Genomic DNA, 22,309 nt, shown 5'->3' with positions numbered 1-22,309 from the left:
GGGACGACGATGAAGGGGCTGCCTATATGATGTGTGCACGAAGATCGGCGGGCACAGGCGGACGGGGCACTCATGGCACGCGGCGACTCCAAACGGCAGCAACTCTCGGAAGAGGTGGCGAGCTATGTCCGCGAGCTGATCATCTCCGGCAAGGTGCGGCCGGGCGAGTTCCTGCGCATGGAGCCCATCGCCGAGGCCGTCGGCGTCAGCAACACCCCGGTCCGCGAGGGCCTGCTCGCCCTGAGTAGCGAAGGTTTCGTCGAGCTGGTCCCGCGCCGCGGCTTCGTCGTCACCCCGTTCACCCAGCAGGACGTGCGCGACCTGTTCTGGGTTCAGGCCCAGCTCGGCGGCGAGCTGGCTGCCCGGGCCGCGAAGAACATCACCCCCGAGCAGCTCGACGAACTTGAGGCGATCGTCAAGAAACAGGACGCGGCCGTCAAGGACGGCGACGAGGACGCCATGGTCGAGTACGGCCACGCCTTCCACCGCCTGATCAACCTCGCCGCTGACTCCCACCGCCTTGCCCTGCTGCTCCGCTCCGTCGTCCGGCACCTGCCGAACCGCTTCTACATCTCCATCGAAGGCCGGGTGGAGGCCACCAGCGAGGAGCACCCGCTCATCCTCGAGGCGCTCCGCAGGCGCAGCGCGAAGATGGCACGCTCCCTGATGGAACAGCACATCCTGGAGAGCGCCGATCACCTCATCGAGACGCTGGAGGCCCGCGGCCTCTGGCAGGAGGAGCGGGAGGAAGCCGCTCCTGATCTTGCCGGGACGGCTGTGACGATCAGCTGATGCGCAGCGCCCGCATCCTGTTGTAGAGCGTCGACCGGCTCACTCCGAGCGCGCGGGCCGCCTGCAGCTTGTTCCCACCCGCAGCCTCGATGGCGGCGACGATGACCTCCCTCTCCGCCTGGCGGAACGGCGAGGCGGGTGCGGGTGCGTCCCGGTGCGAGGCGGGCAGGTCCGCGGGAACGATGTCCCCCGCCGTGCGGGCCCCGGCGACGGTCTGGATCACCCGACGCAGCTCGGCAAGGTTGCCCGGCCACGGCTGCATCGCGAGTACGCGCAAACTGTCCGCGGTCAGACGGGGACGGCCGGGTGCGCCCAGGTCCGCCAGCATCCGCTCCGCCAGCCGGGGAACCTCGTACGGCCGGCGGCGCAGCGGGATGAGATCGCGGCGTGCGTTGCACAGCGCGACCAGCGAGGCGTGTGCCTTGTCCAAGTGCTCGCCGGGCGTCGAGGTCAGGGCCGTCCTGCGCCGTGTGTGACGCAGGCGGGTGGCGAGCAGCGCCGTCACCGGCTCGGACAGGAGCTGGATGTTCTCGACGATCAGCGGCGGACCTTCGCCTGCCAAGAGCTCCGTCATGCCGGTGATCCAGTCCGGCTCCCCCTGGCGGAGGACGTCCATCGCGTCCAGGGTACTCGCGTCCCGCCCTGCGGCCTGCCGTGCCTCGGTGGTCCGTCCGCTGCCCGGCTCCCCCACGACGAGCAGCGGCCAGCCGAGCGCCGCTCGCTTCCCGCTCGCACGTGAGGATCCGGCCTCCTCCGGGACGATGTCGACGAGCACGCCGTCGGCGCCTTCGACCGGAGTGCAGCGGAGGGTGACCGTTCGGCCGGAGAGCAGGGGCAGCCGATGCGTCGCCCCGCCCTTCGCCCGCGTCCCCTCCACACAGGCCTGCACGGCGGCGTGATCGGCCGGTTCGAGCAGGGAAAGGGCCGGTGGGGTGGCAAGGACCAGACCGTGCCCGACCACGAGCACTCTGCGCCGCGGGTTGTGCGAAGCCTCCTGGAAGGCCGCGAGGAGCCGCTGTTGGTGGCGGGTCGCGTCGAGAAGGAGACGTTCCTCGATGTCCCGGACCATGCGCCGCACGAACGGTGGGACCAGCCCATGTTCGTCTCCCCGGATTCCGCCGAGGTTGAGGACGCCTTCGAGTCGGCGGGTGATCGGGTGGACGACCGGATGTCCGTAACAGTCGAATCGCCGGAACGCTTCCATGAAGTGCTCGTGACTGCGGAGCATCAGCGGCTCCCGGGTCTCCAGCGGTGTACCGACCGCGTTGGTGCCGACCCGGTCCTCGCCCAAGCCTGCGCCCGGGGTGATCCCCATGCCGTCGATGGCGTCCCGCATCGACCTGTCCGCCGAGTGGAGGGACAGCAGGCGCGCCTCGCGGTCGGCGAGGACGAGGGTCATCGCGGTGTCGGCCAGTTCGGCCCGCGCCTGTGCGAGGACCGGTCCGGCCGCGCGGGCCAGGCCGCCGTCCCTGGCCACCGGGCCGCGTGCGAGAGACGGCTTGTCGTCCTCGCAGAGGCCGCTCAACCGCGACCTCGCCCACGAGGACTCGATGTCGGGCCTGACCTGCCCGGCATTCGGTTTCTGGGAAGTGCTGTGCACTCGAGGCCTCCTCTGGTCCGTTCCCCCGTGCCTCGGCGCGTGGCAGGCCCTGACCTCCCACGCCCTGGTCGGGTCATTGGACCCGGGACGTCCTCCGTTGGGAAGGACCGGGAGCGCGAGTGTCCAGGAATCTGTACACCTTCCCGCGTGCGCTCCGGAAGGGGCCCTCCGCAGCAGGTCCCTTCGGCCTGAGGCATCCGGCTGTACAGATTCCTGGACACCGAAGCGAAGGATTCGTTCCTAGCGTGGGGGCGAAGCCGCCGGCAGGACGCTCGACGGCACGACTGCACGACCAGACAGGAGCGCATGGTGGCCACTGTGATGACCGGGGGTCCCTCCGTGGACCGGGAGGGCACCCCTCACTACCGCATGCACATCGGCGGCGAATGGGTGGACTCGGACGATCGGTACGAGCTGATCAGCCCCGCCACCGAGGAAGTCTTCGCCACCGCCGCCAAGGGCGGCACGGGCCACGCGGACGCGGCGGTCGCCGCTGCGAGCCGGGCTTTCGAGGAGGGGACGTGGCGCAACACGCCTCCGCTCGAACGGGCCGCAGTCCTGGACCGGGTGATCGCGGCCGTCACCGCGCGCATGGACGAGTTCACGGAGATCGGCGTCCGTGAGTGCGGCTTCCCCCAGCGCCTGTCGCAGGCCATCTGCGTAGGCTTCCCGCTCGCGCACATGCAGCACTACGCGGACCTGACCCGTACGTACGCCTGGGAGCGCCCGGGCCCCGTCACCGGCATGGTGCTGAGCACCCAGCTCGTCCGCCGGGAGCCGATCGGAGTCTGTGTCGGCATCGTGCCGTGGAACTTCCCCCTGATCATCGCGGTCTGGAAGACGTTCCCCGCGCTCGCCGCCGGCAACAGCGTGGTGCTCAAGGTGGACGAGAAGACGCCCGTCGCCGCTCTCGAGATGGCCGCCATCCTGCGCGACGCGGGGCTTCCGGCCGGTGCGTTCAACGTGGTCACCGGTGACGGCGAGACGGTCGGCGCCCACCTCGTCCGTCACCCGGACGTGCGGAAGGTGTCCTTCACCGGCTCCACCGCCGTTGGCCGTCAGGTGATGCGCGACGCGTCGGACACCATCAAGAAGGTCACCCTCGAACTCGGCGGCAAGGGACCGAACATCGTCCTCGACGACGCCGACCTGGACGCGGCGGTCGACGGCTCGATCTACGCGTTCCTGCTCCACGCCGGCCAGGCCTGCGAGTCCGGCACCCGGCTGCTGCTCCCCTCGTCCCTGCACGACGAGTTCGTGGAGCGGCTGACCGCGCGTCTGAAGACGCTGAAGGTGGGTGATCCGTTCGACCCGGCGACCGACATCGGCCCCGTGATGTCCGCCGTGCAGCGCGACCGGATCCTGGGTTACATCGAGAGCGGCAAGCAGGAGGGCGCCACCGTGGCCCACGGCGGCGGAACTCCGCAGGGGCCGGGTTACGAGAAGGGCTTCTGGGTCGAGCCGACCGTGTTCACCGGTGTCCGCAACGACATGTGCATCGCGCGCGAGGAGATCTTCGGCCCGGTGCTGTCCGTGATCTCGTACGACTCCGTCGACGAAGCCGTCAAGATCGCCAATGACACGGAGTACGGCCTGTCCGCCGGCGTGTGGAGCCAGGACGTGCCGCGCGCCCTGGAGGTGGCCGGCCGGCTCCAGGCCGGTTCGGTCTGGATCAACGACTGGCACAACATCTCGCAGCACATGCCGTTCGGTGGCTTCAAGCAGAGCGGCGTGGGTCGTGAGCTCGGTGCGGACGCCCTCGACGATTTCACGGAGCAGAAGGCCATCACGATCGACCTGACTGGTCGGGTGGACCGCCGTGCCTACGGCCTGGTTCTCGGCACGCCGCCCAACGCCTGAAAGAACAGGCTCGCTTGCCATCGAAACAATGGCAAGTGGCCGCTTCTACAGGCTATTTGACCACGGCGTCGCACTGGGGAAGGGCGACGTCGTGCGGTGAGGAGCCGTCACGCCGGCCGGCTCCCGCCCGACGAGCCGATCCGGTCGTCCCGGGGGAGGGGCGCCGGATCGGCTCGTACGCGTACGTTCGACAGGTGAACGGCCCTCCATGCCATGCATGGGGGGCCCGCCGTGTCCCAGGACACGTTCCGCCCCTTTTCCGTTCTCGTGGGGCATGTGAGTCTCGATGTGTGGCCGTCCGGTCCGGAAGCGACACCCCAGGCGCTCGGCCGGACGGTCCTCTTCCCCAATACATCGTCCACGGACGTTAAGGACACAGCACAGCTCATGAAGACGAACGTCACCTTCCCCAGTGCGGGTCTGAACCTGGCCGGCATCCTGTTCACTCCCGACTCCCACACCGGCCAGGCGATCCCTGCGGTCGTGGTCTCCCATCCCGGTGGCGGGGTGAAGGAGCAGACCGCCAGCGTCTACGCCGAGCGTCTGGCGCGTGAGGGTTTCGCCGCCCTGGTCTTCGACGCCGCCCATCAGGGCGACTCCGAGGGCCTGCCGCGCGGTCTGGAGAACCCCTTCCAGCGCGCCGAGGACGTCCGGGCCGCGGTCACCTACCTGACCACCCGCGACGACATCGACGCCTCCCGGATCGGCGCGCTCGGCATCTGCGCCTCCGGCGGCTACGTCCCCTTCGCCGCCCAGACCGACCACCGCATCAAGGCCGTCGCCACCGTCTCCGCCGTCGACATCCGCGACCTGCTCGTCAACGGCCTGGGCCGCACCCAGGGCCCCGAGGTCCTGCAGTCCCTCCTCGAGCAGGCCGGTGCCCTGCGCACCGCCGAGGCCGCCGGCGAGGCGCCCGCCACCCTCACCTGGGCCCCCGAGAGCCCCGAAGGCCTCGAAGAAGCCCCGGTCCTCTACCGCGAGGCCCAGGACTACTACCGCACCCCCCGCGGCGGCCACTGCAACTCCACCAACCAGTGGGTCCTGCGCAGCATCGACCAGATCGCCCAGTACGACTCCTACGCCATGATCCACCTCATCGCCCCCCGCCCGCTGCTGATGATCATCGGCTCCGAAGCCGACACCGCCTACTTCAGCCGCGAAGCCGTCACCAAGGCCGGCGCCAACGCCGAACTCTTCGTCATCGACGGCGCCACCCACGTCGCCCTCTACGACCAGGACGAACACGTCACCCCCGCCACCACCAAGCTCACCGACTTCTACACCACCCACCTCACCCGCTGAAAAGTTGTGAGGCGGAGGGCTTGACCCTCACAAAGCACTCTGTTCCCCCGTCGTCGCATGACGGGGGAACAGAGTGATTTTTCGTTTTTCAGAATTCAGCGGAAACCTTTCGGTGCCGCTGGAATTCAGTTCGCGACGACAGTCAGCCGAGGTTGACGACCGTCGACGCGGCGGCCTTCGTACCGCCGTTGCAGGACACGACCTGGCCGTTGAAGATCCGGTCGTCCGAGCAGCCCTCGTCGTCGACGACGGTGACGGTGACGGTCCGCGAGCCGGCCTGCGCGAAGGTGTGGGTGATCTCCGGGCCGGTCGTGGTGGCGGTGGTGCCGTCGCCGAAGTTCCACTCGTAGCGGACGACCGAACCGTCGGAGTCGGTGGAGCCCGAGGCGGTGAAGACGCCGGTCCGACCGCCGCTGTAGAGGGTGTTGATCTTGGCGACCGGCCCCTGGTTCGGGGTGATGACGCTGGTCGGACCGTCGGCGAAGAAGATGCCGGTGTCCGTGGCCGGGTGGCTGGTCCGGGCCAGGCTGCCGTCCACCGGGTCGATCGCGAAGCTGTGGACCTTCGTGGTCAGGCTGAGCGCCAGGACGTCGACGTCGAAGAGGCGGCGGGCGTCCGGGCTGAGCACGACGCGGCCGGGCATGGTGTTGGCCGGGCCGGGGTAGGGCGAGCCGGCGAGCGGGGTGAGCGAGCCGTCGTCCGCGATCGAGTAACCGGAGATCTTGTTGCTGCCGGCCTCGGGGAGGTACATCCGCTTGGAGTCCGGGGTGACGGCTCCACCGTGCGGCAGGTTGCCCGACTTGTAGGGGGAACCGGGCGTCGGGGTCAGGGTGCCGTCGGCCGCGATGGCGAACCCGGAGATGTTGTTGCCCTGCTCGTTGGTCGTGTACAGGAAGCGGCCGTCGGGGGTGACGTTGGGCAGGGCGGGCCCGTTGCCCGTGGGGACCGGCTCGCTGAGCTGGGTGAGGGAGCCGTCCGCGGCCGTGCGGTAGGGGGTGACATTGCTGGAGTTGAAGTTGGACGCGTACACGGTGCGGCCGTCGGTGGACACGACCGGGAGGCTCATGTAGCTGGTGCCCGGGATGGTGGCGGGCTGGCCGATCTTGGCCAGGGTGCCGTCCTGGGCGACGGCGATGCTGTTCATGGTGCCGCTGGTCTGACCGCCGACGGTGGCGTAGAGCCGGGTGCCGTCGGGGGAGAAGGCCACGCCGAGGACCGCCGCGTCGTACTGGGCGACGGCCCCGGGGATGGCGGACAGGGCGCCGTTGGTGCCGATGGCGAAGCCCTTGACCCACTTCTTCGACAGGCTGGTGACGTAGGCCCTCTTGCCGTCGGGGGAGACGACGACCGAGAAGCCGGCGTCGGCGGCGAACGGGGAGCCCGCCACCTTGGTCAGCGCGCCGTCGCGGGAGACGCCGTACACCGCGATGTGGCCGCTTCCGGTGCTGCCGACGAGCATGAAACGACCGGGGGCGCCCGCGCTGAGCGAGGACGACTGGGTGCCGGAGGAGAACAGTCCGGCGGACGGCGCACCCACCGCGGTGCTCGGCGTCAGCAGGGTGGTTGCGGCGAGCGCGGCGACGGCCGACGCGGTGAACGCGTTCCGGGTCGAGCGTCGGGGCGCCGTGCCGCGCCCTCGGTTTCCTGCAGCGGCATTCTTGAAAAGACTCACGGGAATTCTCACCTCAGGGGGGTTGCGCCTCGGAACCTTTCCGGCGGCTGAAGCAATTAAGAAAGGTTCCGGAACGCACTGGAAGCCCCTCGGGCGGGTCTGTACAGAAGGTTGGACACCAAACCCAGCAGCAGAGGACAAACCGCTTTTCCCGTCACACAACGGGAAGGAATGCGAGTCGGCCGAGGCGCCGGAGTTCGCGTCCCGGGCCACGTGGACGAGGCGGGCCAAACCGAAGAACCGGGCGACATGACACCACCCCCACGGGAAGGACCCTCCCGGCCAACCGCGTCACTGAACGCCGACACGCCCTCAGCAGCGTCCGCACCCGTGCGCGTACACCTTCGGCGTCGATAACTTCGCCATGCCGCGCACATGCAAGGCTGATCCGCCGGATGCGAGGCTGTCGCCACGTCAGGAAAGTCGGCAAAAGGCCAGCATCGATCCGATCGAACCTTGACGCACAAGCCCGAACACGAGACTCGACACGCCTCCTCTCGAGCCCAGCAGACCCCCCGAGCTCGAGTACAGGACAGGGTGCGGATCAAGGTTCCCGGCATGGCGGCAGTCAGCAGGGGCATGGCCGGACCGACTCTAGATCTCCCCAGGTCAGCGCACCCGCCCACGCGGCTTCAGCGGAGTGGTGGGCAGCACCGGAGCGGGCAGCCGGGCACCGTCGTAACCGTGCACCTCGCCGAACCGTTTGCCCTTCTCCCAGTCGTTTCGCGCCTGTACGATCTCCTCACCGGATCGGCCGACGAAGTTCCACCACATGACGATCTCCTCGGCGAAGGGTTCGCCGCCGAGGAGCATCAGGCCCGCGTCCGAGAGGGCGTGGAGGGGGAGTTCGGTGCGGCCGCAGCCGAGGTAGAGCATCGAGCCGGGCAGGACGGGTACGCCGTCGACGCGGGCCTCGCCGGACATGGCGAGGACCGCGTACTCGAAGTCGGGTTCCAGCGGGAGGCGCGTCTCGGTGCCGGCCGTGAGGGCGAGGTCGGCGCCGACGATCGGGGTGTACGCGGTGCCCGGCGAGGCGGCGCCGTCGAGGGAGCCCAGGATCACCGTGGCCGTGAGGCCGGGGGCGGTGGCCCGGGGCAGGTCGGCGTGGTGCTCGAAGTGGGGTTCGACGTGCCGGTGGGCGTCGGGGAGGGCGACCCAGAGCTGGGCGCCGTGCAGGAAGCGGGCGTGCGGCCGGGGGCTCTCCTCCGAGTGGGAGATCGCCCGGCCGGAGGTCATCAGGCCCAGCTCGCGCGGGCGGATGGTCTGGAGGCTGCCGGTGGAGTCGCGGTGCAGCACCTCGCCCTCGTGGAGCCAGCTGACGGTCTGGAGCCCCATGTGGGGGTGGGGCGGGACCTGCATGCCGGGCTCGTCGGCGATGTCGTCGGGCCCGTAGTGGTCCACGAAGGCCCAGGCTCCGACCATCCGCCGGCCCAGGTTCGGGAGCAGTCGGCGGACCTCGGTCGATTCGCCGAGCCGGACGTGGCGGGGGCTGAGGAGTTCCCGTACCGGCTCGGCGGCGACGAAGCCGCGTCCGCCGCAGACGGTCGGCACGGCCTGGCGATCGAGGTTGCTCATGCTGCCCAACCTATTCCGGTCCGGGGACCTTGGGGAGTGACGCTCCGGCGGAGCCCCGAGAAGTCGGGAGCCACCCGGAAGAATTAGTGGAATATTAAATCATCTCGGGTTGTTGGATCGAGTGACCGCCCCCCTCGGCGGCGGATCGGGCTCCTGAAAGGAAGAAGCGAGTGAGCGACACGTACTACGAGTTCGGCACGGCCGGGGAGCGCTGGGAGCGGGCGCGGCTGTTCTTCGACGCGAAGGAGTACGGGACCGCCGTCCGCATCCTGAGCGGTCTCGTCGCCGAGCACCCGGAGCAGACGGCCCAGCGGCTCCTCCTCGCCCGCGCGTACTACCACTCCGCCCGGCTCTCCCGGGCCGAGACCGAGCTGCGCGCGATCCTGGAGCGCGACCCGGTCGAGCACTACGCCCGGCTGATGCTCGGCCGCACGCTGGAGCGCCAGGGGCGCCCGGAGGAGGCCGCGCCGCATCTGCGGATGGCCGCCGCCATGACGGGCGAGCCGGTGTCCTGACGCGTTCCTGATACCCCCACACGGTATATTCGGCGGCCGGAGGTCCTGGCTGTGCGAACACATCGAGCGGAACGCCGTCGACAGGCGGGAGGTGCCCTGGCGCACCTCCTGCTCGTCGTCGTGCTCGCGCTCGGCGTGTTCCTGATGCACACCCTGGGCCACCCCGAGGGCTCCGGCGGCGGCTCGCACCACACCACCGCCGCCATCGCCCCGGCCGCGCACGACGGCGGGGACTCCGACGCCTCGCACGGTCCCGGCACGAGTACGGACATGAGCACCCTGTGCGTGGCCGTCCTCGGTGTCTGGCTGCTGGCCCGGCTCGTCCTGGCCGCGCTGGGGCACGGCCCCGAACGGCTCGTCCCCTTCCTGGCGCGCCTCGCACACGTACGGGCCCCGCACGCCCCGCCCCGCCGTCCCCCCGACCTCACCCTGCTGTCCGTCCTGCGGATATAGGCCGGCCGTCCCGCCCACGGGTGCTCCATGCCGCCCGTGAGCCGCTTCGACCTGCCCTTTTCCCACCCGTACGGGACCGAGAGGGTCCGTACGAACAGCACACGAGGTACCACCATGCGCATGCGCGCCTTCACGAACCGCGCCGCCCGGACGTCCGCCCTCGTCGGCGCCGTCGCCGCGGCCGGGCTCCTGCTCACCGCCTGCGGCGGGGACGGCGCCGCCCCGTCGGCGTCCGCCACCGCCTCCCCGTCCGCCACCGCGGCGGCCCCCGGGTCCGCCGCCTCCCCGGCGCCCGCCCCGGGCCCCTTCAACGACGCGGACGTCCTGTTCGCGCAGATGATGATCCCCCACCACGAGCAGGCCCTGGAGATGGCGCGGCTCGCCGACGGGCGGGCCGAGGACGCCGACGTCAGGAAGCTGGTCGCCGCGATCGAGCGGGCCCAGGACCCGGAGATCCGCACGATGCGGGCCTGGCTCAAGGGCTGGGACAGGCCCGAGTCCGCCGACAACGGAAGCGACCACGGAGGCGGTCACGGGAGCGGCCACGGCTCCGGTTCCGGCATGGCCGGGATGATGTCCGAGCGGGACATGAAGCGCCTGGCGGCCGCCGAGGGCAAGGAGTTCGACCGTGCCTTCGCCGAGCTGATGATCGCCCACCACGAGGGTGCGGTGGCCATGGCGGAGGACGAGCGGAAGGACGGCCTCAACGCCACGGCCAAGAAGCTCGCCGACGACGTCGTACGGACCCAGTCCGCCGAGGTCGCCGAACTGCGGAAGGTCCTCGACCGGCTCTGACCGCACCTTCCGTCGCCCGCACCTTCCGCCGCCCCGGTCCGGCTACTGCGCCGGGTCGGGGGCGGTCCACGGCCAGGCGGCCCGGCGGCCGGCCTCGACGAGGCCGACCGTCCGGAACCCGGCGTCCGTGAGGCCGCCGAAGGTGTGCCGGTGCGGGCCCGCGGGACCGTGGGCGGACCGGTATCCCGCCAGGTTCCAGGTGTAGACCGGGACCTCGGCGGGGACCGACGCGGCCGGGTCGCCGGGGTCGTGGTGCGCGGTCTGCTCGTCGGTGACGATCAGGACCCGGTCGTGCCCCCGGTAGTGGGCGCGCACCGCCTTGTCGGTGTAGGTGCCGCCGAGGTCGTGGAACCGTTCGAGGACGCCGAGCACGGGCTCGCCCGGCGTGAACGGCACCGCCCTGCTGTTCCAGCCGAACTCCACCAGGTCCGCCCGCTCGGCGCGCAGGGCGAGGGCGGCGCCGAAGACGGCGGCCGCGTCCGCCCGGGTCAGCCGCGACCGCTCGGAGACGGTGCTCCAGAACATGGAGCCGGACCGGTCCACCAGGATCAGCGTCCGGCCGGGCAGGGCCGGTACGTTCGCCAGGGAGTGCCCCAGGGCCTGTTCGAGCGCGGCCGTCCAGCGCTCCGAGGGGGCGTGCCGGTGGGCGGCCAGGTAGCGGAAGGGGAACTGCCGGGAGCGGGCGACCTCGGCGGGGTCCGCGAGGCGCGCGGCGACCCCGGCCGCGGTCTCGTCCGAGACGCCCGCCCCGTCGAAGTTGCGCAGGTTCCGCAGGAGGGCCATCGGCCCCATGGAGGGGATCACGGCCTCCCAGGCGGCTGCGTCCAGGGGTCCCTGGAGCCAGCCCGCCAGGGCCTCCCAGGTCATGCCCGCCGCCGCCAGGCGCTCGGCGCCGCCGGGCCCGGTCACCACGGCCCGCCGCTCCCTCACCGGCAGCTCCATCAGCTCCCGGTGCGCGGTGAGCAGCCGGTCGGAGGCCGGCGGGAGCGCCCGCGCGGGGTGGTGGCGGCGGTCCAGGGCGTACCGGAAGAGGGCGCCCTGCCAGGGCTTCTCGGGGTCGGGGGCGGCGTGCGTCAGGTTGAGCACGTCGCCGAAGCGGAACTCCCTGGACGCGGTGTCGTACTTGAGGAGGGAGCGGGACGTGTACAGCCGCCGTACGGCGTCGGCGACGCCCCGCTTCACGGGCTGCGGCACGTTCCGCCCGTACGCCGCCGTCCAGCGGGCGAGCAGTTCCCCGGGCTCGTCGGCCCGCCGGAGCACGGAGTCGATCACGGACCGGTTGGACGGGCCGCCGGTCGCCCCGGCCAGGAGCCGGGCCCGTACGTACGCGGCGGCGCCCACCAGGGAGGCGGTGCGCACGTTGCCCTCGTCGCGCAGCCAGCGCAGCAGGCCGGCCGTCCAGTCCGGGTCCTCGACGGCGAGTTCGCCCACGAGCCGCGCGTACCGGTCGTCGCGCTCCTCGCCGCTCTCGTAGAAGGTCCGCTGGGAGACGAAGTTGCCGACGGCGAGGAGGAACAGTTCCTCGCGGGGCTCCCGTACGAAGGCCGGGCCGCCCTCGTGGGTGCGCGGGCCCCTCGGGAGGGGGTCGTAGTGCTGGACCGGTCGGGGCATGGCGCGGGCGGTCGCCGAGACGTGCGGGGCCACGAGCATCTCGGGCCAGACCTTGGACACGTGCCGGAAGTGACGACGAGGCAGTGAATCCCCCAGGATCCGAGGAAGGCGGAGGGCCCCGGGCCGGAGGGGCGCCGGGGCGGGGACGACCGCGCTTCCCGAGATCAGAGGTGGCGGCGGCGTCGCTTTGTGTCAGAAGGAAGGAGCCGCGGCCGAGCGCACCGGGAGCGCGGGCGCACCGACACCGTAGACGGTCCGCCGGAGCGCGCGCCAGCGAATAACCGGGAGGGGCGAACGACGGTCCGTTCCACCGGCGTTCGCCCCCCCCTCTGGTGTCCGGGTCACTCCCCCGCGCGGCGCTCCACGACCACCTCGCCGCCGACCACGACCGTCTCCGCGACGGTGCCGGGGATGTCCTCGGGGGCGACGCGGAGGATGTCGCGGGAGAGGACGACGAAGTCGGCCAGCTTGCCGACGGTCAGGGAACCGCGCTCGTGCTCCAGGAAGTTGGCGTACGCCGAGCCCATCGTGTAGCCCTCGACGGCGGTGGCGACGTCGATGGTCTCGCCGGCCGTCCAGGCCTCGCCGCCGCCGGGCGGGCGGCGGGTGACGGCGGCGTGGATGCCGACCATGGGGTCCATCTCGGCGACGTTCCAGTCGCTGGAGAGGGCGAGGACCGCGCCGGCCGCGTGCAGGCTGCGCAGCGGCCAGGCCTTGTGCCAGCGGTCGGGGCCGACGTTCTCGGCCCAGTCCTGGCCCGGTCCCGCGATGTCGGGGGCGGCGTGCCGGGGCTGCATGCAGGCGACGACGCCGAGTGCGGCGAAGCGCGGGGTGTCGTCCGGGTCCAGGCACTCGACGTGGACGACCTGGTGGCGCGCGTCGCGCGGCCCGTTGGCGGCGCGGGCGCGCTCGACGGCGTCGAGGACGGTGCGGATGCCCCGGTCGCCGGTGGCGTGGACGAAGCACTGGAAGCCGCGCGCGTCGAGGCGGGTGAGCAGCTCGGCGAACTCCTCCGGCGGGTAGAAGGTGTCGCCGCGGTGGTGGGAGCAGCCCGCGTACGGCTCCAGGAGGGCGGCGGTGCGGGGCTCCACGACGTCGTCGATGTACAGCTTGAGCGGGCCGACCCGCAGCCGGTCGTCGTCGTACGCGTCGGCCGCCGCCGCGAAGGCGTCGAGGTCCGCCTCGGTGGTGCCGCGCGGGTGGAAGAGGGCGGCGACGATCCGGGAGCGCAGCCGGCCCTCGGCGCGGGCGCGCTCGAAGAGGGCGAGGTCGTCCAGGGAGTTCTGCGGTTCGACGACGGTGGTGATGCCGAAGCCGATGGCGTCGTCCAGGCTCTTGGCGAGCCGGCCGTACTGGCGGTCGGGCGAGGCCCAGGGCAGGCCGAGGTCGCGCAGGGCGCGGTGGCCCTCGCGGGAGAGGCCCTTGATCGCGAAGTCCTTGACGAATCCGGTGGGTTCGCCGGTCGCCGGGTCGGTGACGGCCCGGCCGAAGGGCAGGTCGGTGTGGTCGCGGTCGACGCCGAGGCGCTTGAGGGCGGCGGTGTTCAGCCAGGCGGTGTGCACGTCGTAGCTGAGGACGAGGGCGGGGGTGTCGCCGGTGGCCGGGTCGAGGTCGGCGGCGGTGGGCATGCGTCCGCCGGGGACGGCCGAGTAGTCGAAGGCCTCGGCCTCGATCCACTCGGCGTCCGGGTGGGCCACGTGCCAGGTGCGGACGCGTTCGTGGATCTCGTGGAGGGTGCGGGCGCCGGCGAGCTGGACGCAGGCGTCGTCGGAGCCGAGGCGGACGTGGTTGTGGGCGTCCACGAAGCCGGGCAGGACGAGCCGTCCGCCGGCGTCGAGGACGCGGGTGCCGGGGCCGGTCCAGGCGGCGGCCCCGTCGTCGGAGCCGACCCAGACGATGCGGCCGCCGCGGACGGCGAGGGCCTGGGCCTCGGGGAGGCCGGGGTCGACGGTGTGGATCCGGGCGCCGGTGAGGACGAGGTCGGCGGGGACGGGGGCGGTGCTGTTCATGCGGGGTGGCTCCAGGACGTACGGGAGGGGCGGGGGTGCGGGGGTGGTCAGGGGCGGTGCGGGGTGACGTGCCCGCGGGCGAGGAGCACGTACACCAGGGCGGAGACGGCCGCGCCGAGCAGGGTGAGGTCCGCGCCGCCGAGCGGGGCGACGAGGGGGCCGGTCCACAGTTCGGAGTCGCAGGTGAGGGCCGAGAAGACGAGGCCCGCGAGGAGGGCGGTGAGGCCGGCCGGGTGCCAGCCGGAGCGGTACCAGTAGGGGCCGCCGGCGTCCGCGTGCAGCCCGGCGGAGTCGTAGGCGCAGCGGCGCAGCACCATGTCGGCGAGGAAGACCCCGCCCCAGGGGGCGAAGACGATGATCAGGAGGGAGAGGAAGGAGAGGAGCGAGGTGGTGAAGTCGGTGAGGAAGAGGGCGCCGAGGGAGCCGGCGGCGGTGACGGCGGCGCTGATGACGATGGCGCGGGCCCGGCTCCAGGGGATGCCGAGGACCTGGAGGTTCAGGCTGGACGAATAGAGCGTGATGATCGAGTTGGTGACGGAGCCGCCGAGGACCAGGGCGAGGAAGAGCGGCTGGAACCAGCCGGGCAACAGGCTCTCGGTGCCCGCGACGGCGTCGGTCATGTCGGCCTGGGTCGCGGCGGCCGCGCCGGCGACGCCCAGGGCGACGGAGGAGAGGAAGCCGCCGAGGGCCGCGCTGCGGGTGACGGCCTTGAGGGAGGTCGTACGGGGCAGGTAGCGGGTGTAGTCGGCGGGCATCGGGAGGTACGAGAAGGGACCCGCGAGCACGACGACGAAGGCGAGGCTCCAGGCCTGGGCGCCGGGCGCGGCGGCGGGGGCGGAGGTGTCGGCGCCGGGCAGGACGAGGACGACCAGGGCGGCGAAGCCGACGGCGAGGACGTACGCCATCCAGCGTTCGGCGAACTGGACGGTGGCGTGACCCCAGAGGGCGACGGCGAAGGTCAGCGTGAGGGTGACGGCGAGAGCCAGGGCGCGGGGGGCGTGGCCGCCGCTCCAGCCGAGGTCGGCGAGGAAGGCTTCGAGGGCGAGGGTGCCGACCACCGTGTTCACGACGGTGTAGCCGATGCCGACGATCCAGTTGAGCAGGCCTGCGGGCCAGTTGCCGCGGCGGCCGAAGGCGGCGCGGGAGACGACGAGGGTGGCGGTGCCGGTGCGCACGCCGCTGAGGCCGGCCGCGCCGATGGCGAGGAAGGCGAGGCCGCCGATCACGACGACGGCGGTGGCCTGCCAGAAGGAGAGTCCGAAGGCGACGGCGAGGGCGCCGTTGATGACGTAGGTGAAGGTGAGGTTGGAGCCGAACCAGAGCCAGAAGACGTCCTTGGCGCTGCCGTGGCGTTCGGCGTCGGGTATGGGGTCGATCCCGTGTTCCTCGACCTGGAACACCTCGTCGCGGCCCGTGGTCCTCGCGGTCCCGGGGGCCGCGGTCGCCGTCTCGTGTCCGAGCACACCGCACTCCTGTCTTGAATGCCGTTCTAAGTTTTAGAACGGCATTCAAGATGTGCGAAAGGTTCCGGCCACGTCAAGACCTTCGGAGGTTGCGGTTAGGGTCGGTCCGTACAGGGCGGATACGCGCACGACGGATCCGTGCGCGGCGCAACGGGCGGAAGAGCGGGACGGGGACGGCGGCGGTGGCAGGCACGGCACGACGGCGGGACGGGCACGTCACCCAGGAACGGATGCTGGAGGAGGCCATGGCGGCGATCGCCGAGGACGGCCTCGCCTCCCTCACCATGTCGGCGCTCGCGGAGCGGCTCGGCACGAGCGGCGGCCACATCCTGTACTACTTCGGCAGCAAGGACCTGCTGCTGCTCGCCGCCCTCCGCTGGAGCGAGGCGACGCTCGCCGAGGAGCGCCGGGCCCTGCTCGCCCGGCGGGTCACGGCGGAACGCAAACTGGACCTCTTCCTGCGCCTCTACCTGCCGCGCGGGCCCCGCGACCCGCGCTGGACGCTGTGGATCGAGCTCTGGGCCCGCGCGGCCGGGAACGACGCGCTGCGCGAGGCCCAGGTCGAGCTGGACCGGGGCTGGCAGGAGGACCTGGAGGCCCTGCTCGCGACGGGCGTGGCCCGGGGCCGCTTCGCCCCCCTGGACACCACCGCCCGCGCCTCCGAACTCCTCGCCCTGCTCGACGGGTTGAGCACCCGGGTGGTCCTGGGCCAGGCCCCGGAGGGCGCGCTGGAGGTGGCCCGCTCGGCGGCGCTGGCCCTGGTCCCGCGGGGGGCTCCCGCCGAGCGGTGACGGGGCCGGTGGCGAGCCCTCGGCCCCGGTGGTCCCGGTGGTCCCCGGCGGGGCCTCACCCCCGGTAGGCCTCCAGGAGCCGCAGCCACGCCTCGCTCAGGGTGGGGTACGAGGGGACGGCGTGCCACAGGCGGGGGATCGGGACCTCGCCGACGACCGCGACCGTCGCCGAGTGGAGGAGTTCGCCGATCCCCGGGCCGACGAACGTGGCGCCGACGACGACCTCCCGGTCCAGGTCCACGACCATCCGGGCGTGGCCCCGGTAGCCCGGCGCGTAGAGGCCGGCCCCCGCGACCTGCGTCATGTCGAGGTCCACGGCCCGGACCCGCAGTCCGGCCCGCTCCGCCTCCGCGAGCGTCAGCCCGACGGCCGCCGCCTCCGGGTCGGTGAAGACCACCTGCGGCACGGCCGCGTGGTCGGCCGTGGCGGCGTACGCGCTCCAGCTCCCGGCGTCCGGAAGGGCCTCCCCCCGCGCGCGGGCGGCGATGGCGGCGCCCGCGATCCGGGCCTGGTACTTGCCCTGGTGGGTCAGGAGCGCGCGGCGGTTGACGTCCCCGACGGCGTAGAGCCAGTCGGTGCCGAGGACCCGGAGGCTGTCGTCGACGTCCAGCCAGGAGCCGGGCTCCAGGCCGACCGTCTCCAGGCCGACGTCCTCGGTGCGCGGGGCCCGGCCGGTCGCGAACAGCACCTCGTCGGCCTCGACGTGGTCGCCGCCCTCCAGGAGCACCGTGACCGGTCCGGTGCTCCCGTCCCGTACCACCGCGGTGACGGACGCGCCGTCGCGGATGTCCGCGCCACGCTGCCTCAGGGCCTCGGCGACGTGCTCGCCGACGAAGGGCTCCATGCGGGGGAGCAGGCCCCCGCCCCGTACGAGCACGGTCACCTTCGAGCCGAGGGCCTGCCAGGCGGTGGCCATCTCCGCGCCCACCACTCCCCCGCCCACCACGGCGAGCCGCCCGGGCACCTCCTGCGAGGAGGTCGCCTCGCGGCTGGTCCAGGGGTGCGCGCCGGGCAGTCCGGGCAGCTCCGGCAGGACGGCGCGGCTGCCGGTGCAGACGGCGACCGCGTGCCGGGCGGTGAGCACGTGGCGCTCGCCCTCGGGGTTCACGACCTCGACCCGGCGCGGTCCGGCGAGGCGGCCGTGGCCGCGCAGGACCCGGACGCCGATCGAGTCCAGCCAGTCGAGCTGGCTCCCGTCCTTCCAGTCGCCGACGACCTCGTTCCGGTGGGCGAGGACCGCCGCCGCGTCCAGGGGGCCGTCGACCGCCCCGCGCAGTCCGGGGAGCGCGCGGGCGTCGGAGCGGGCGATCCCGGGGCACAGGAGCGCCTTGCTGGGCATGCAGGCCCAGTACGAGCACTCGCCGCCGATCAGCTCGCCCTCGACGATCGCGGCGCTCAGGCCGGCCGCCCGCACCCGGTCGGCGACGTTCTCCCCGACCGGTCCCGCGCCCAGTACCACCACGTCGTGGACCTGCTCGTCTTCCACGGTATGTGTCATGATCCCAGTCTGCGGGCAGGGGCCCGGAATAGTGCGGCTCGATACGCCGTTGTGCCCGGCGAGTCCCCCGGGGACCGTGAGGACACCACCAGGAGACCCCGAAAGGCAGGCAGGCATGAGCACCGTAGAGCTCACCAAGGACAACTTCGACGAGATCGTGAGCGACAACGAGTTCGTTCTGATCGATTTCTGGGCTTCGTGGTGCGGTCCCTGCCGTCAGTTCGGGCCGGTCTTCGAGGCGGCGTCCGAGCGCCACGAGGACCTCGTCTTCGCCAAGGTGGACACCGAGGCGCAGCAGGAGCTGGCGGCGGCGTTCGAGATCCAGTCGATCCCGACCCTGATGATCGTGCGCGACAAGGTGGCCGTGTTCGCGCAGCCGGGCGCGCTGCCGGAGGCCGCCCTGGAGGACCTCATCGGCCAGGCGCGGAAGCTGGACATGGACGAGGTCCGCAAGTCCATCGCGGACGCGCAGGGGAACGCACAGCAGTAGGGGTCCCGCGCGGACACGAGAGGGGTACGGGAGGCTTCCCGTACCCCTCCGTCGCACGTCCGCGCGGTCTCAGCGCTCCAGGACCAGCGCCAGGCCCTGGCCGACGCCGATGCAGAGCGCGGCGAGGCCCGTGCCCGAGCCGGCCGCCGCGAGCTGGTGCGCCACGGACCCGGCCAGGCGGGCGCCGGACGCGCCGAGGGGGTGGCCGATCGCGACGGCCCCGCCGCGCGGGTTGACGATCTCCGGGTCGAGTTCCGGCCACTCGGCGAGGCAGCCGAGGGCCTGGGCCGCGAAGGCCTCGTTGAGCTCGAAGGTCCTCAGGTCGGCGAAGGAGCGCCCCGCCTTCCCCAGGGCCCGGCGGGCCGCCTCGACCGGGCCGAGGCCGAAGAGCTGCGGCTCGATGCCGGTGACGGCGGAGGTGCGGATCCGGGCGAGCGGTTCGCGGCCGGTCTCGCGCAACCCCTCCTCGTCCACCAGGAGCAGGGCGGCCGCGCCGTCGTTGAGCGGGGAGGAGTTGCCCGCCGTGACGGTGCCGCCCTCGGGACGGAAGGAGGGCTTGAGCCGGGCCAGGGCCTCCGGGGACGTGTTGTCCCGGATCGACTCGTCGCGGGTCAGGTCCACGCCGGGGTAGGGCACGACCTCGTCGTCGTACAGGCCCTTCGCCCAGGCCTCGGCGGCCTTGCGGTGGCTGGCGAGGGCGAAGGCGTCCTGCCGCTCGCGGGTGATGCCGTGCTTGTCGGCGACCAGTTCGGCGCCCTCGCCGAGGGAGACCGTCCACTCGGCGGGCATCCGCGGGTTGGTCATGCGCCAGCCGAGCGTCGTGGAGTGGAGCTGCTGGTGGCCGGCGGGGAAGGCCCGCTCGGGCTTCTGGAGGACCCAGGGGGCGCGGGACATCGACTCGACGCCGCCGGCGATCACCACGGAGGCGTCCCCGAGGGCGACGGCGCGGGCCGCCTGGATCACGGCCTCCAGGCCGGAGCCGCAGAGGCGGTTGAGGGTGACGCCGGGGACGGTGACGGGCAGTCCGGCGAGCAGGACGGCCATCCGCGCCACGTCCCGGTTGTCCTCGCCCGCGCCGTTGGCGTCGCCGAAGTAGACGTCGTCGACGCGGGCCGGGTCGAGCGCGGGCGAGCGGTCGACGAGCGACCGTACGACATGGGCCGCGAGGTCGTCGGGGCGCACGGGGGCGAGAGCGCCACCGAACTTCCCGATCGGGGTGCGGACGGCGTCGACGATGTAGACGTCGCGGATGCTCATCGGTTCTCTCCCACGTGACCTTCGGAACGACTCTGTTCGCGTGTTCGCCCGGTGGAACCGTTTTCGTCCCACCGGGCGCCGCAGAGTCTCCGTCCGGCGGCGCGCCCTGTCAACGGACCGTTTCGGGACGCATGGGGGCGTCCCGGGGCACTTCGGCGGGAGGAGGCCGGGTTCAGGGGGCCGGGCGGACCAGGGGCGTGAGGGCGTAGTCGAGCTCCCGGCCGTCGACCAGCAGCGCCTCGACCGTGCCCGTCTCGGGGTCGATGTCGGCCCTGATGCCGTGCCCCTCGTAGATCGGGTACCCGGACTCGCCGTGGTGGCCGGTGGCCTCCACGACGGCCGAGCGGACGGCGCTGTCCGCGACGGAGGCGCCGTGGCGGTCCTCGACGTGCTCGGGCACCAGCAGGACCTCGAATCGCTTCGGAACTGTGCTCATGTGTCGACGCTAAGCGCTCGGCGGGGCTCGCGCCGGACGACCCGCGCGGCCGGCGGCCCTGCTCGGAGCCCTGCGCCGCCGTTCCTCACCGCGGCCGTACTGTGTCGGTACCGGGCGCGCCGACGGGGCGCGCCGGCCGCGAGGAGACGGAGGGGCGGCGCCGTGCGTCTGCACACCACCACGTGGGGGTCCGGGGACCGGACGGCCCTGCTCGTCCACGGGATCATGGCCGACCACCGCACCTGGCGTCGGGTGGGGCCGGCGCTCGCGGAGCGCGGTTACCGGGTGGTCGCGGTGGACCTGCGGGGGCACGGGGCGAGCGGGCGGGGCGCGGGCCCGGAGGAGTACCGGCCGGAGGACTACGCCGACGACCTCCTGGAGACCGTGCCGGACGGCCTCGACCTGGCCGTCGGCCACTCGCTGGGGGCGCTCGTGCTCTCCCGCGCGGTGGAGCGGCTCAAGCCCGCCCGCGCGGTGTACTCCGACCCGGCCTGGCAGCTGAGGTCGGGGCCCGCCGGCTACCGGGCCGAACTCTTCGTCCGGGCCAAGGAGTTGAACCGCGAGATGGTCCGGGGGCTCAATCCGTCCTGGTCGGAGGAGGACGTCGAGGACGAGATGGCGGCGGTACGGGTGTGGGACGAGCGGACGGCGTACGGTCTGACGCCGCTCGCGGGCACCGACCTGTGGCCGGTCCGGCCCGTCGTCCCCTCGCTCGTCGCCCTCGCCGACCCGAGCCTCCTGGTCCCGCCCGCGAGCGCCCGGATGCTGGCGGAGCGCGGCTTCGAGGTCCGTACGGTGGCGGGGACCGGGCACACCGTCCACCGGGACGACTTCGACGGGTTCATGTCCGCGCTGGACGGCTGGATCTGACGCGCCGTCCGTCGCGGACGGCGCATCGGCGGTGATCTCAGTTGTGGCCGAACCTGCGTTCCTTGCGATGGGCGTGTTCCACCGCCTGGAGCGGCGCCTCCCGCGCGGTGGCCCGGGAGGACTTCTCCTTCGCCGCCGCGTCGGCGCGGTGTTCGTGGCCGCCGGTGCGGGCCCCCTTGTTCACACGGGTCTGTTTCTTGCCCACGGTCGTGCCTCCCGTGACGGATGACGGGTTTCGGACATCGGTCCGTATCCCCTCAGCGTGGCACGCGGGCACAGGACCCGCACGTCAGGGCGTACGGCCGAGGATCCGGGTGAAGGCGGCGAGCGTCGGGGTGCCGGAGGCGCGGTCCAGGACGGCGAAGACGACCTCCTCGAAGTGGCCGGCGAACCGGCCGTCGCCGGTGAGCAGCGCCTTGAACGCGCCGGCCACCTGCTCCGGGTCGTTCCGGAAGACCCCGCAGCCCCAGGCACCGAGGACGAGCCGCCGGTATTCGGCCGCGGCGGCCGTCTCCAGGACCCGTTCGGCGCGGGAGGCGAGGACCGCGGGCAGCCGGTCGGCGCGCTCGGGGGCGGTGCGGCGGACGACGCCCGCGTTGGGGGCGGGCGAGGTGAGGAAGCCGACGGTGAAGGGCTCGGCGAGCAGTTCGCCCCGGTCGTCGCGGAAGACCGGCACCCGGGGCGAGTGGATGACGCGGTCGGTGTAGAGGACGTCCCGGTCGGCGCGGTGGTGCTCGTAGTACTCGGGGGCGCGCAGCAGGGTGGCGTACAGGGCGGAGGAGCGGCAGAGGGCCTCCTCCTGGGCCTGGGCGCCGTTGAGGTAGCCGCCGCCGGGGTTGCGGGCGGAGGCGAAGTTCAGGACGGCCACCGGACGGGCGGGGTCGGCCGCGGTCATCCGGCGGGCGGCGGCCAGACTGCTCTCGCCGGTGACCTCCAGGGCCGGCGTGCGGTCGGTGTCGGGGGTGACGGCGACGGGGCCGGGTCCGTGGAGCCGGGTTCCGGCCAGGGCGGCGGCCAGGTCGTCGGCGACGGAGACGGTCCGGCCGTCCCGGGTGCGGTAGTGGCCCGCGGCGACGATCTCCTCGGTCCGCCGAGCGATCTCGCGCAGTCGTGTGCTCATGGGCGTCAGCATGATCGTTTCGTCCGGTTCGGGACAACGGGTTTTCGCCGGTCCGCGAACGGGGGCGAATGTTTCCGCGGCGGCGGGGAAATCCGGACGGACGGGGGCGCGGGGAGCGCGCGGGGCCCGTACGGGGCGCTCTTGCACGCCGCTCGGTGGTGGCTTTAGGTGGAACCAGTGGCGTTCCGGGGGCTCCGTCC

Annotated in this window: 20 protein-coding genes; 9 read left to right on the top strand and 11 right to left on the bottom strand. The window is 72.6% G+C overall.

What is annotated here, in order from left to right; translation table 11 throughout:
- Nucleotides 1-72 precede the first annotated feature (72 nt).
- Nucleotides 73-792 (top strand): GntR family transcriptional regulator, encoded by a 720-nt coding sequence (locus CP977_RS30780; protein ID WP_152371207.1) that lies wholly within the window; start codon nucleotides 73-75, stop codon nucleotides 790-792.
- Here the strand turns inward: CP977_RS30780 and CP977_RS30775 are convergent.
- Nucleotides 785-2,392 (bottom strand): sigma-54-dependent Fis family transcriptional regulator, encoded by a 1,608-nt coding sequence (locus CP977_RS30775; protein ID WP_152371206.1) that lies wholly within the window; start codon nucleotides 2,390-2,392, stop codon nucleotides 785-787. The genes CP977_RS30780 and CP977_RS30775 overlap by 8 nt on opposite strands.
- 306 nt (nucleotides 2,393-2,698) lie before the next feature.
- Between CP977_RS30775 and CP977_RS30770 the strand changes: the two genes are divergently transcribed.
- Both CP977_RS30770 and CP977_RS30765 read left to right on the top strand, forming a co-directional pair.
- The gene (locus tag CP977_RS30770) at nucleotides 2,699-4,252 is read left to right on the top strand and encodes an aldehyde dehydrogenase family protein (RefSeq protein WP_229991780.1); all 1,554 of its coding nucleotides are present in this window, start codon (nucleotides 2,699-2,701) and stop codon (nucleotides 4,250-4,252) included.
- 387 nt (nucleotides 4,253-4,639) lie between these two features.
- On the top strand, nucleotides 4,640-5,554 hold the full coding sequence (locus tag CP977_RS30765) for an alpha/beta hydrolase (RefSeq protein WP_062759820.1): 915 nt from the start codon (nucleotides 4,640-4,642) through the stop codon (nucleotides 5,552-5,554).
- A 142-nt stretch (nucleotides 5,555-5,696) separates the two neighbouring features.
- Here CP977_RS30765 and CP977_RS30760 read toward each other — a convergent pair whose 3' ends face one another.
- Nucleotides 5,697-7,226 (bottom strand): beta-propeller fold lactonase family protein, encoded by a 1,530-nt coding sequence (locus CP977_RS30760; RefSeq protein ID WP_152371205.1) that lies wholly within the window; start codon nucleotides 7,224-7,226, stop codon nucleotides 5,697-5,699.
- 609 nt (nucleotides 7,227-7,835) lie between these two features.
- Nucleotides 7,836-8,801, bottom strand: a complete 966-nt coding sequence (locus CP977_RS30755; RefSeq protein WP_152371204.1) for a pirin family protein — start codon at nucleotides 8,799-8,801, stop codon at nucleotides 7,836-7,838.
- A 170-nt stretch (nucleotides 8,802-8,971) separates the two neighbouring features.
- Between CP977_RS30755 and CP977_RS30750 the strand changes: the two genes are divergently transcribed.
- The 3 genes from CP977_RS30750 to CP977_RS30740 all read left to right on the top strand — a co-directional run bounded on the left by CP977_RS30750 (nucleotide 8,972) and on the right by CP977_RS30740 (nucleotide 10,564).
- The gene (locus CP977_RS30750) at nucleotides 8,972-9,316 is read left to right on the top strand and encodes a tetratricopeptide repeat protein (protein ID WP_062759817.1); all 345 of its coding nucleotides are present in this window, start codon (nucleotides 8,972-8,974) and stop codon (nucleotides 9,314-9,316) included.
- A gap of 51 nt (nucleotides 9,317-9,367) precedes the next feature.
- Entirely contained in the window at nucleotides 9,368-9,769 is a 402-nt protein-coding gene (locus CP977_RS30745; RefSeq protein WP_152371203.1) for a DUF6153 family protein, read from the top strand.
- 120 nt (nucleotides 9,770-9,889) lie between these two features.
- Nucleotides 9,890-10,564 carry a DUF305 domain-containing protein gene (locus CP977_RS30740; protein ID WP_152371202.1) on the top strand — a complete coding sequence of 225 codons (675 nt, stop codon included), beginning with the start codon at nucleotides 9,890-9,892 and terminating at the stop codon, nucleotides 10,562-10,564.
- Between the two features lie 42 nt (nucleotides 10,565-10,606).
- On the opposite strand, the gene CP977_RS30735 is transcribed toward CP977_RS30740, so the two are convergent.
- The 3 genes from CP977_RS30735 to CP977_RS30725 all read right to left on the bottom strand — a co-directional run bounded on the left by CP977_RS30735 (nucleotide 10,607) and on the right by CP977_RS30725 (nucleotide 15,647).
- Nucleotides 10,607-12,175 carry a TROVE domain-containing protein gene (locus tag CP977_RS30735; protein ID WP_229991785.1) on the bottom strand — a complete coding sequence of 523 codons (1,569 nt, stop codon included), beginning with the start codon at nucleotides 12,173-12,175 and terminating at the stop codon, nucleotides 10,607-10,609.
- 341 nt (nucleotides 12,176-12,516) lie between these two features.
- The gene (locus tag CP977_RS30730) at nucleotides 12,517-14,184 is read right to left on the bottom strand and encodes an amidohydrolase (protein ID WP_152371201.1); all 1,668 of its coding nucleotides are present in this window, start codon (nucleotides 14,182-14,184) and stop codon (nucleotides 12,517-12,519) included.
- Nucleotides 14,185-14,231: 47 nt separating this feature from the next.
- Nucleotides 14,232-15,647, bottom strand: coding sequence for a purine-cytosine permease family protein (locus CP977_RS30725; RefSeq protein ID WP_152371200.1), 1,416 nt, complete (start codon nucleotides 15,645-15,647; stop codon nucleotides 14,232-14,234).
- 182 nt (nucleotides 15,648-15,829) lie between these two features.
- On the opposite strand from CP977_RS30725, the gene CP977_RS30720 reads away from it, so the two are divergent.
- Entirely contained in the window at nucleotides 15,830-16,438 is a 609-nt protein-coding gene (locus CP977_RS30720; protein ID WP_062759813.1) for a TetR/AcrR family transcriptional regulator, read from the top strand.
- 55 nt (nucleotides 16,439-16,493) lie between these two features.
- On the opposite strand, the gene CP977_RS30715 is transcribed toward CP977_RS30720, so the two are convergent.
- Entirely contained in the window at nucleotides 16,494-17,936 is a 1,443-nt protein-coding gene (locus tag CP977_RS30715) for a dihydrolipoyl dehydrogenase family protein (RefSeq protein ID WP_152371199.1), read from the bottom strand.
- Between the two features lie 115 nt (nucleotides 17,937-18,051).
- On the opposite strand from CP977_RS30715, the gene trxA reads away from it, so the two are divergent.
- Nucleotides 18,052-18,426: a thioredoxin gene (gene trxA / locus CP977_RS30710; RefSeq protein ID WP_062759812.1), complete on the top strand. Its 375-nt coding sequence runs from the start codon at nucleotides 18,052-18,054 to the stop codon at nucleotides 18,424-18,426.
- A gap of 69 nt (nucleotides 18,427-18,495) precedes the next feature.
- Here trxA and CP977_RS30705 read toward each other — a convergent pair whose 3' ends face one another.
- Together CP977_RS30705 and CP977_RS30700 are read right to left on the bottom strand one after the other, a co-directional pair.
- Nucleotides 18,496-19,683, bottom strand: coding sequence for a thiolase family protein (locus CP977_RS30705; protein ID WP_062759811.1), 1,188 nt, complete (start codon nucleotides 19,681-19,683; stop codon nucleotides 18,496-18,498).
- Nucleotides 19,684-19,855: 172 nt separating this feature from the next.
- Complete coding sequence (locus tag CP977_RS30700; protein WP_109184634.1) at nucleotides 19,856-20,119, bottom strand: hypothetical protein; 264 nt, start codon at nucleotides 20,117-20,119, stop codon at nucleotides 19,856-19,858.
- 162 nt (nucleotides 20,120-20,281) lie between these two features.
- On the opposite strand from CP977_RS30700, the gene CP977_RS30695 reads away from it, so the two are divergent.
- Nucleotides 20,282-20,989, top strand: a complete 708-nt coding sequence (locus CP977_RS30695) for an alpha/beta fold hydrolase (protein ID WP_062759809.1) — start codon at nucleotides 20,282-20,284, stop codon at nucleotides 20,987-20,989.
- 37 nt (nucleotides 20,990-21,026) lie between these two features.
- Here the strand turns inward: CP977_RS30695 and CP977_RS34275 are convergent, their stop codons facing one another.
- The gene (locus CP977_RS34275; RefSeq protein ID WP_167308960.1) at nucleotides 21,027-21,194 is read right to left on the bottom strand and encodes a hypothetical protein; all 168 of its coding nucleotides are present in this window, start codon (nucleotides 21,192-21,194) and stop codon (nucleotides 21,027-21,029) included.
- Between the two features lie 84 nt (nucleotides 21,195-21,278).
- Nucleotides 21,279-22,109, bottom strand: a complete 831-nt coding sequence (locus CP977_RS30690; RefSeq protein ID WP_152371198.1) for a TIGR02452 family protein — start codon at nucleotides 22,107-22,109, stop codon at nucleotides 21,279-21,281.
- Nucleotides 22,110-22,309: the final 200 nt, after the last annotated feature.

It is taken from the genome of Streptomyces cinereoruber, assembly GCF_009299385.1.
GTDB lineage: Bacteria > Actinomycetota > Actinomycetes > Streptomycetales > Streptomycetaceae > Streptomyces > Streptomyces bikiniensis.
This window is presented reverse-complemented; position numbering and strand designations above follow the sequence as displayed.

Excerpts from the sequence above, each read along its gene's own strand:
- CP977_RS30735 (WP_229991785.1), bottom strand. The coding sequence starts at position 12,175 with ATGCCCCGACCGGTCCAGCACTACGACCCCCTCCCGAGGGGCCCGCGC.
- CP977_RS30770 (WP_229991780.1), top strand. The coding sequence starts at position 2,699 with ATGGTGGCCACTGTGATGACCGGGGGTCCCTCCGTGGACCGGGAGGGC.
- CP977_RS30730 (WP_152371201.1), bottom strand. The coding sequence starts at position 14,184 with ATGAACAGCACCGCCCCCGTCCCCGCCGACCTCGTCCTCACCGGCGCC.
- trxA (WP_062759812.1), top strand. The coding sequence starts at position 18,052 with ATGAGCACCGTAGAGCTCACCAAGGACAACTTCGACGAGATCGTGAGC.
- CP977_RS30690 (WP_152371198.1), bottom strand. The coding sequence starts at position 22,109 with ATGAGCACACGACTGCGCGAGATCGCTCGGCGGACCGAGGAGATCGTC.
- CP977_RS30765 (WP_062759820.1), top strand. The coding sequence starts at position 4,640 with ATGAAGACGAACGTCACCTTCCCCAGTGCGGGTCTGAACCTGGCCGGC.
- CP977_RS30705 (WP_062759811.1), bottom strand. The coding sequence starts at position 19,683 with ATGAGCATCCGCGACGTCTACATCGTCGACGCCGTCCGCACCCCGATC.
- CP977_RS30740 (WP_152371202.1), top strand. The coding sequence starts at position 9,890 with ATGCGCGCCTTCACGAACCGCGCCGCCCGGACGTCCGCCCTCGTCGGC.
- CP977_RS30700 (WP_109184634.1), bottom strand. The coding sequence starts at position 20,119 with ATGAGCACAGTTCCGAAGCGATTCGAGGTCCTGCTGGTGCCCGAGCAC.
- CP977_RS30755 (WP_152371204.1), bottom strand. The coding sequence starts at position 8,801 with ATGAGCAACCTCGATCGCCAGGCCGTGCCGACCGTCTGCGGCGGACGC.
- CP977_RS30780 (WP_152371207.1), top strand. The coding sequence starts at position 73 with ATGGCACGCGGCGACTCCAAACGGCAGCAACTCTCGGAAGAGGTGGCG.
- CP977_RS30715 (WP_152371199.1), bottom strand. The coding sequence starts at position 17,936 with ATGACACATACCGTGGAAGACGAGCAGGTCCACGACGTGGTGGTACTG.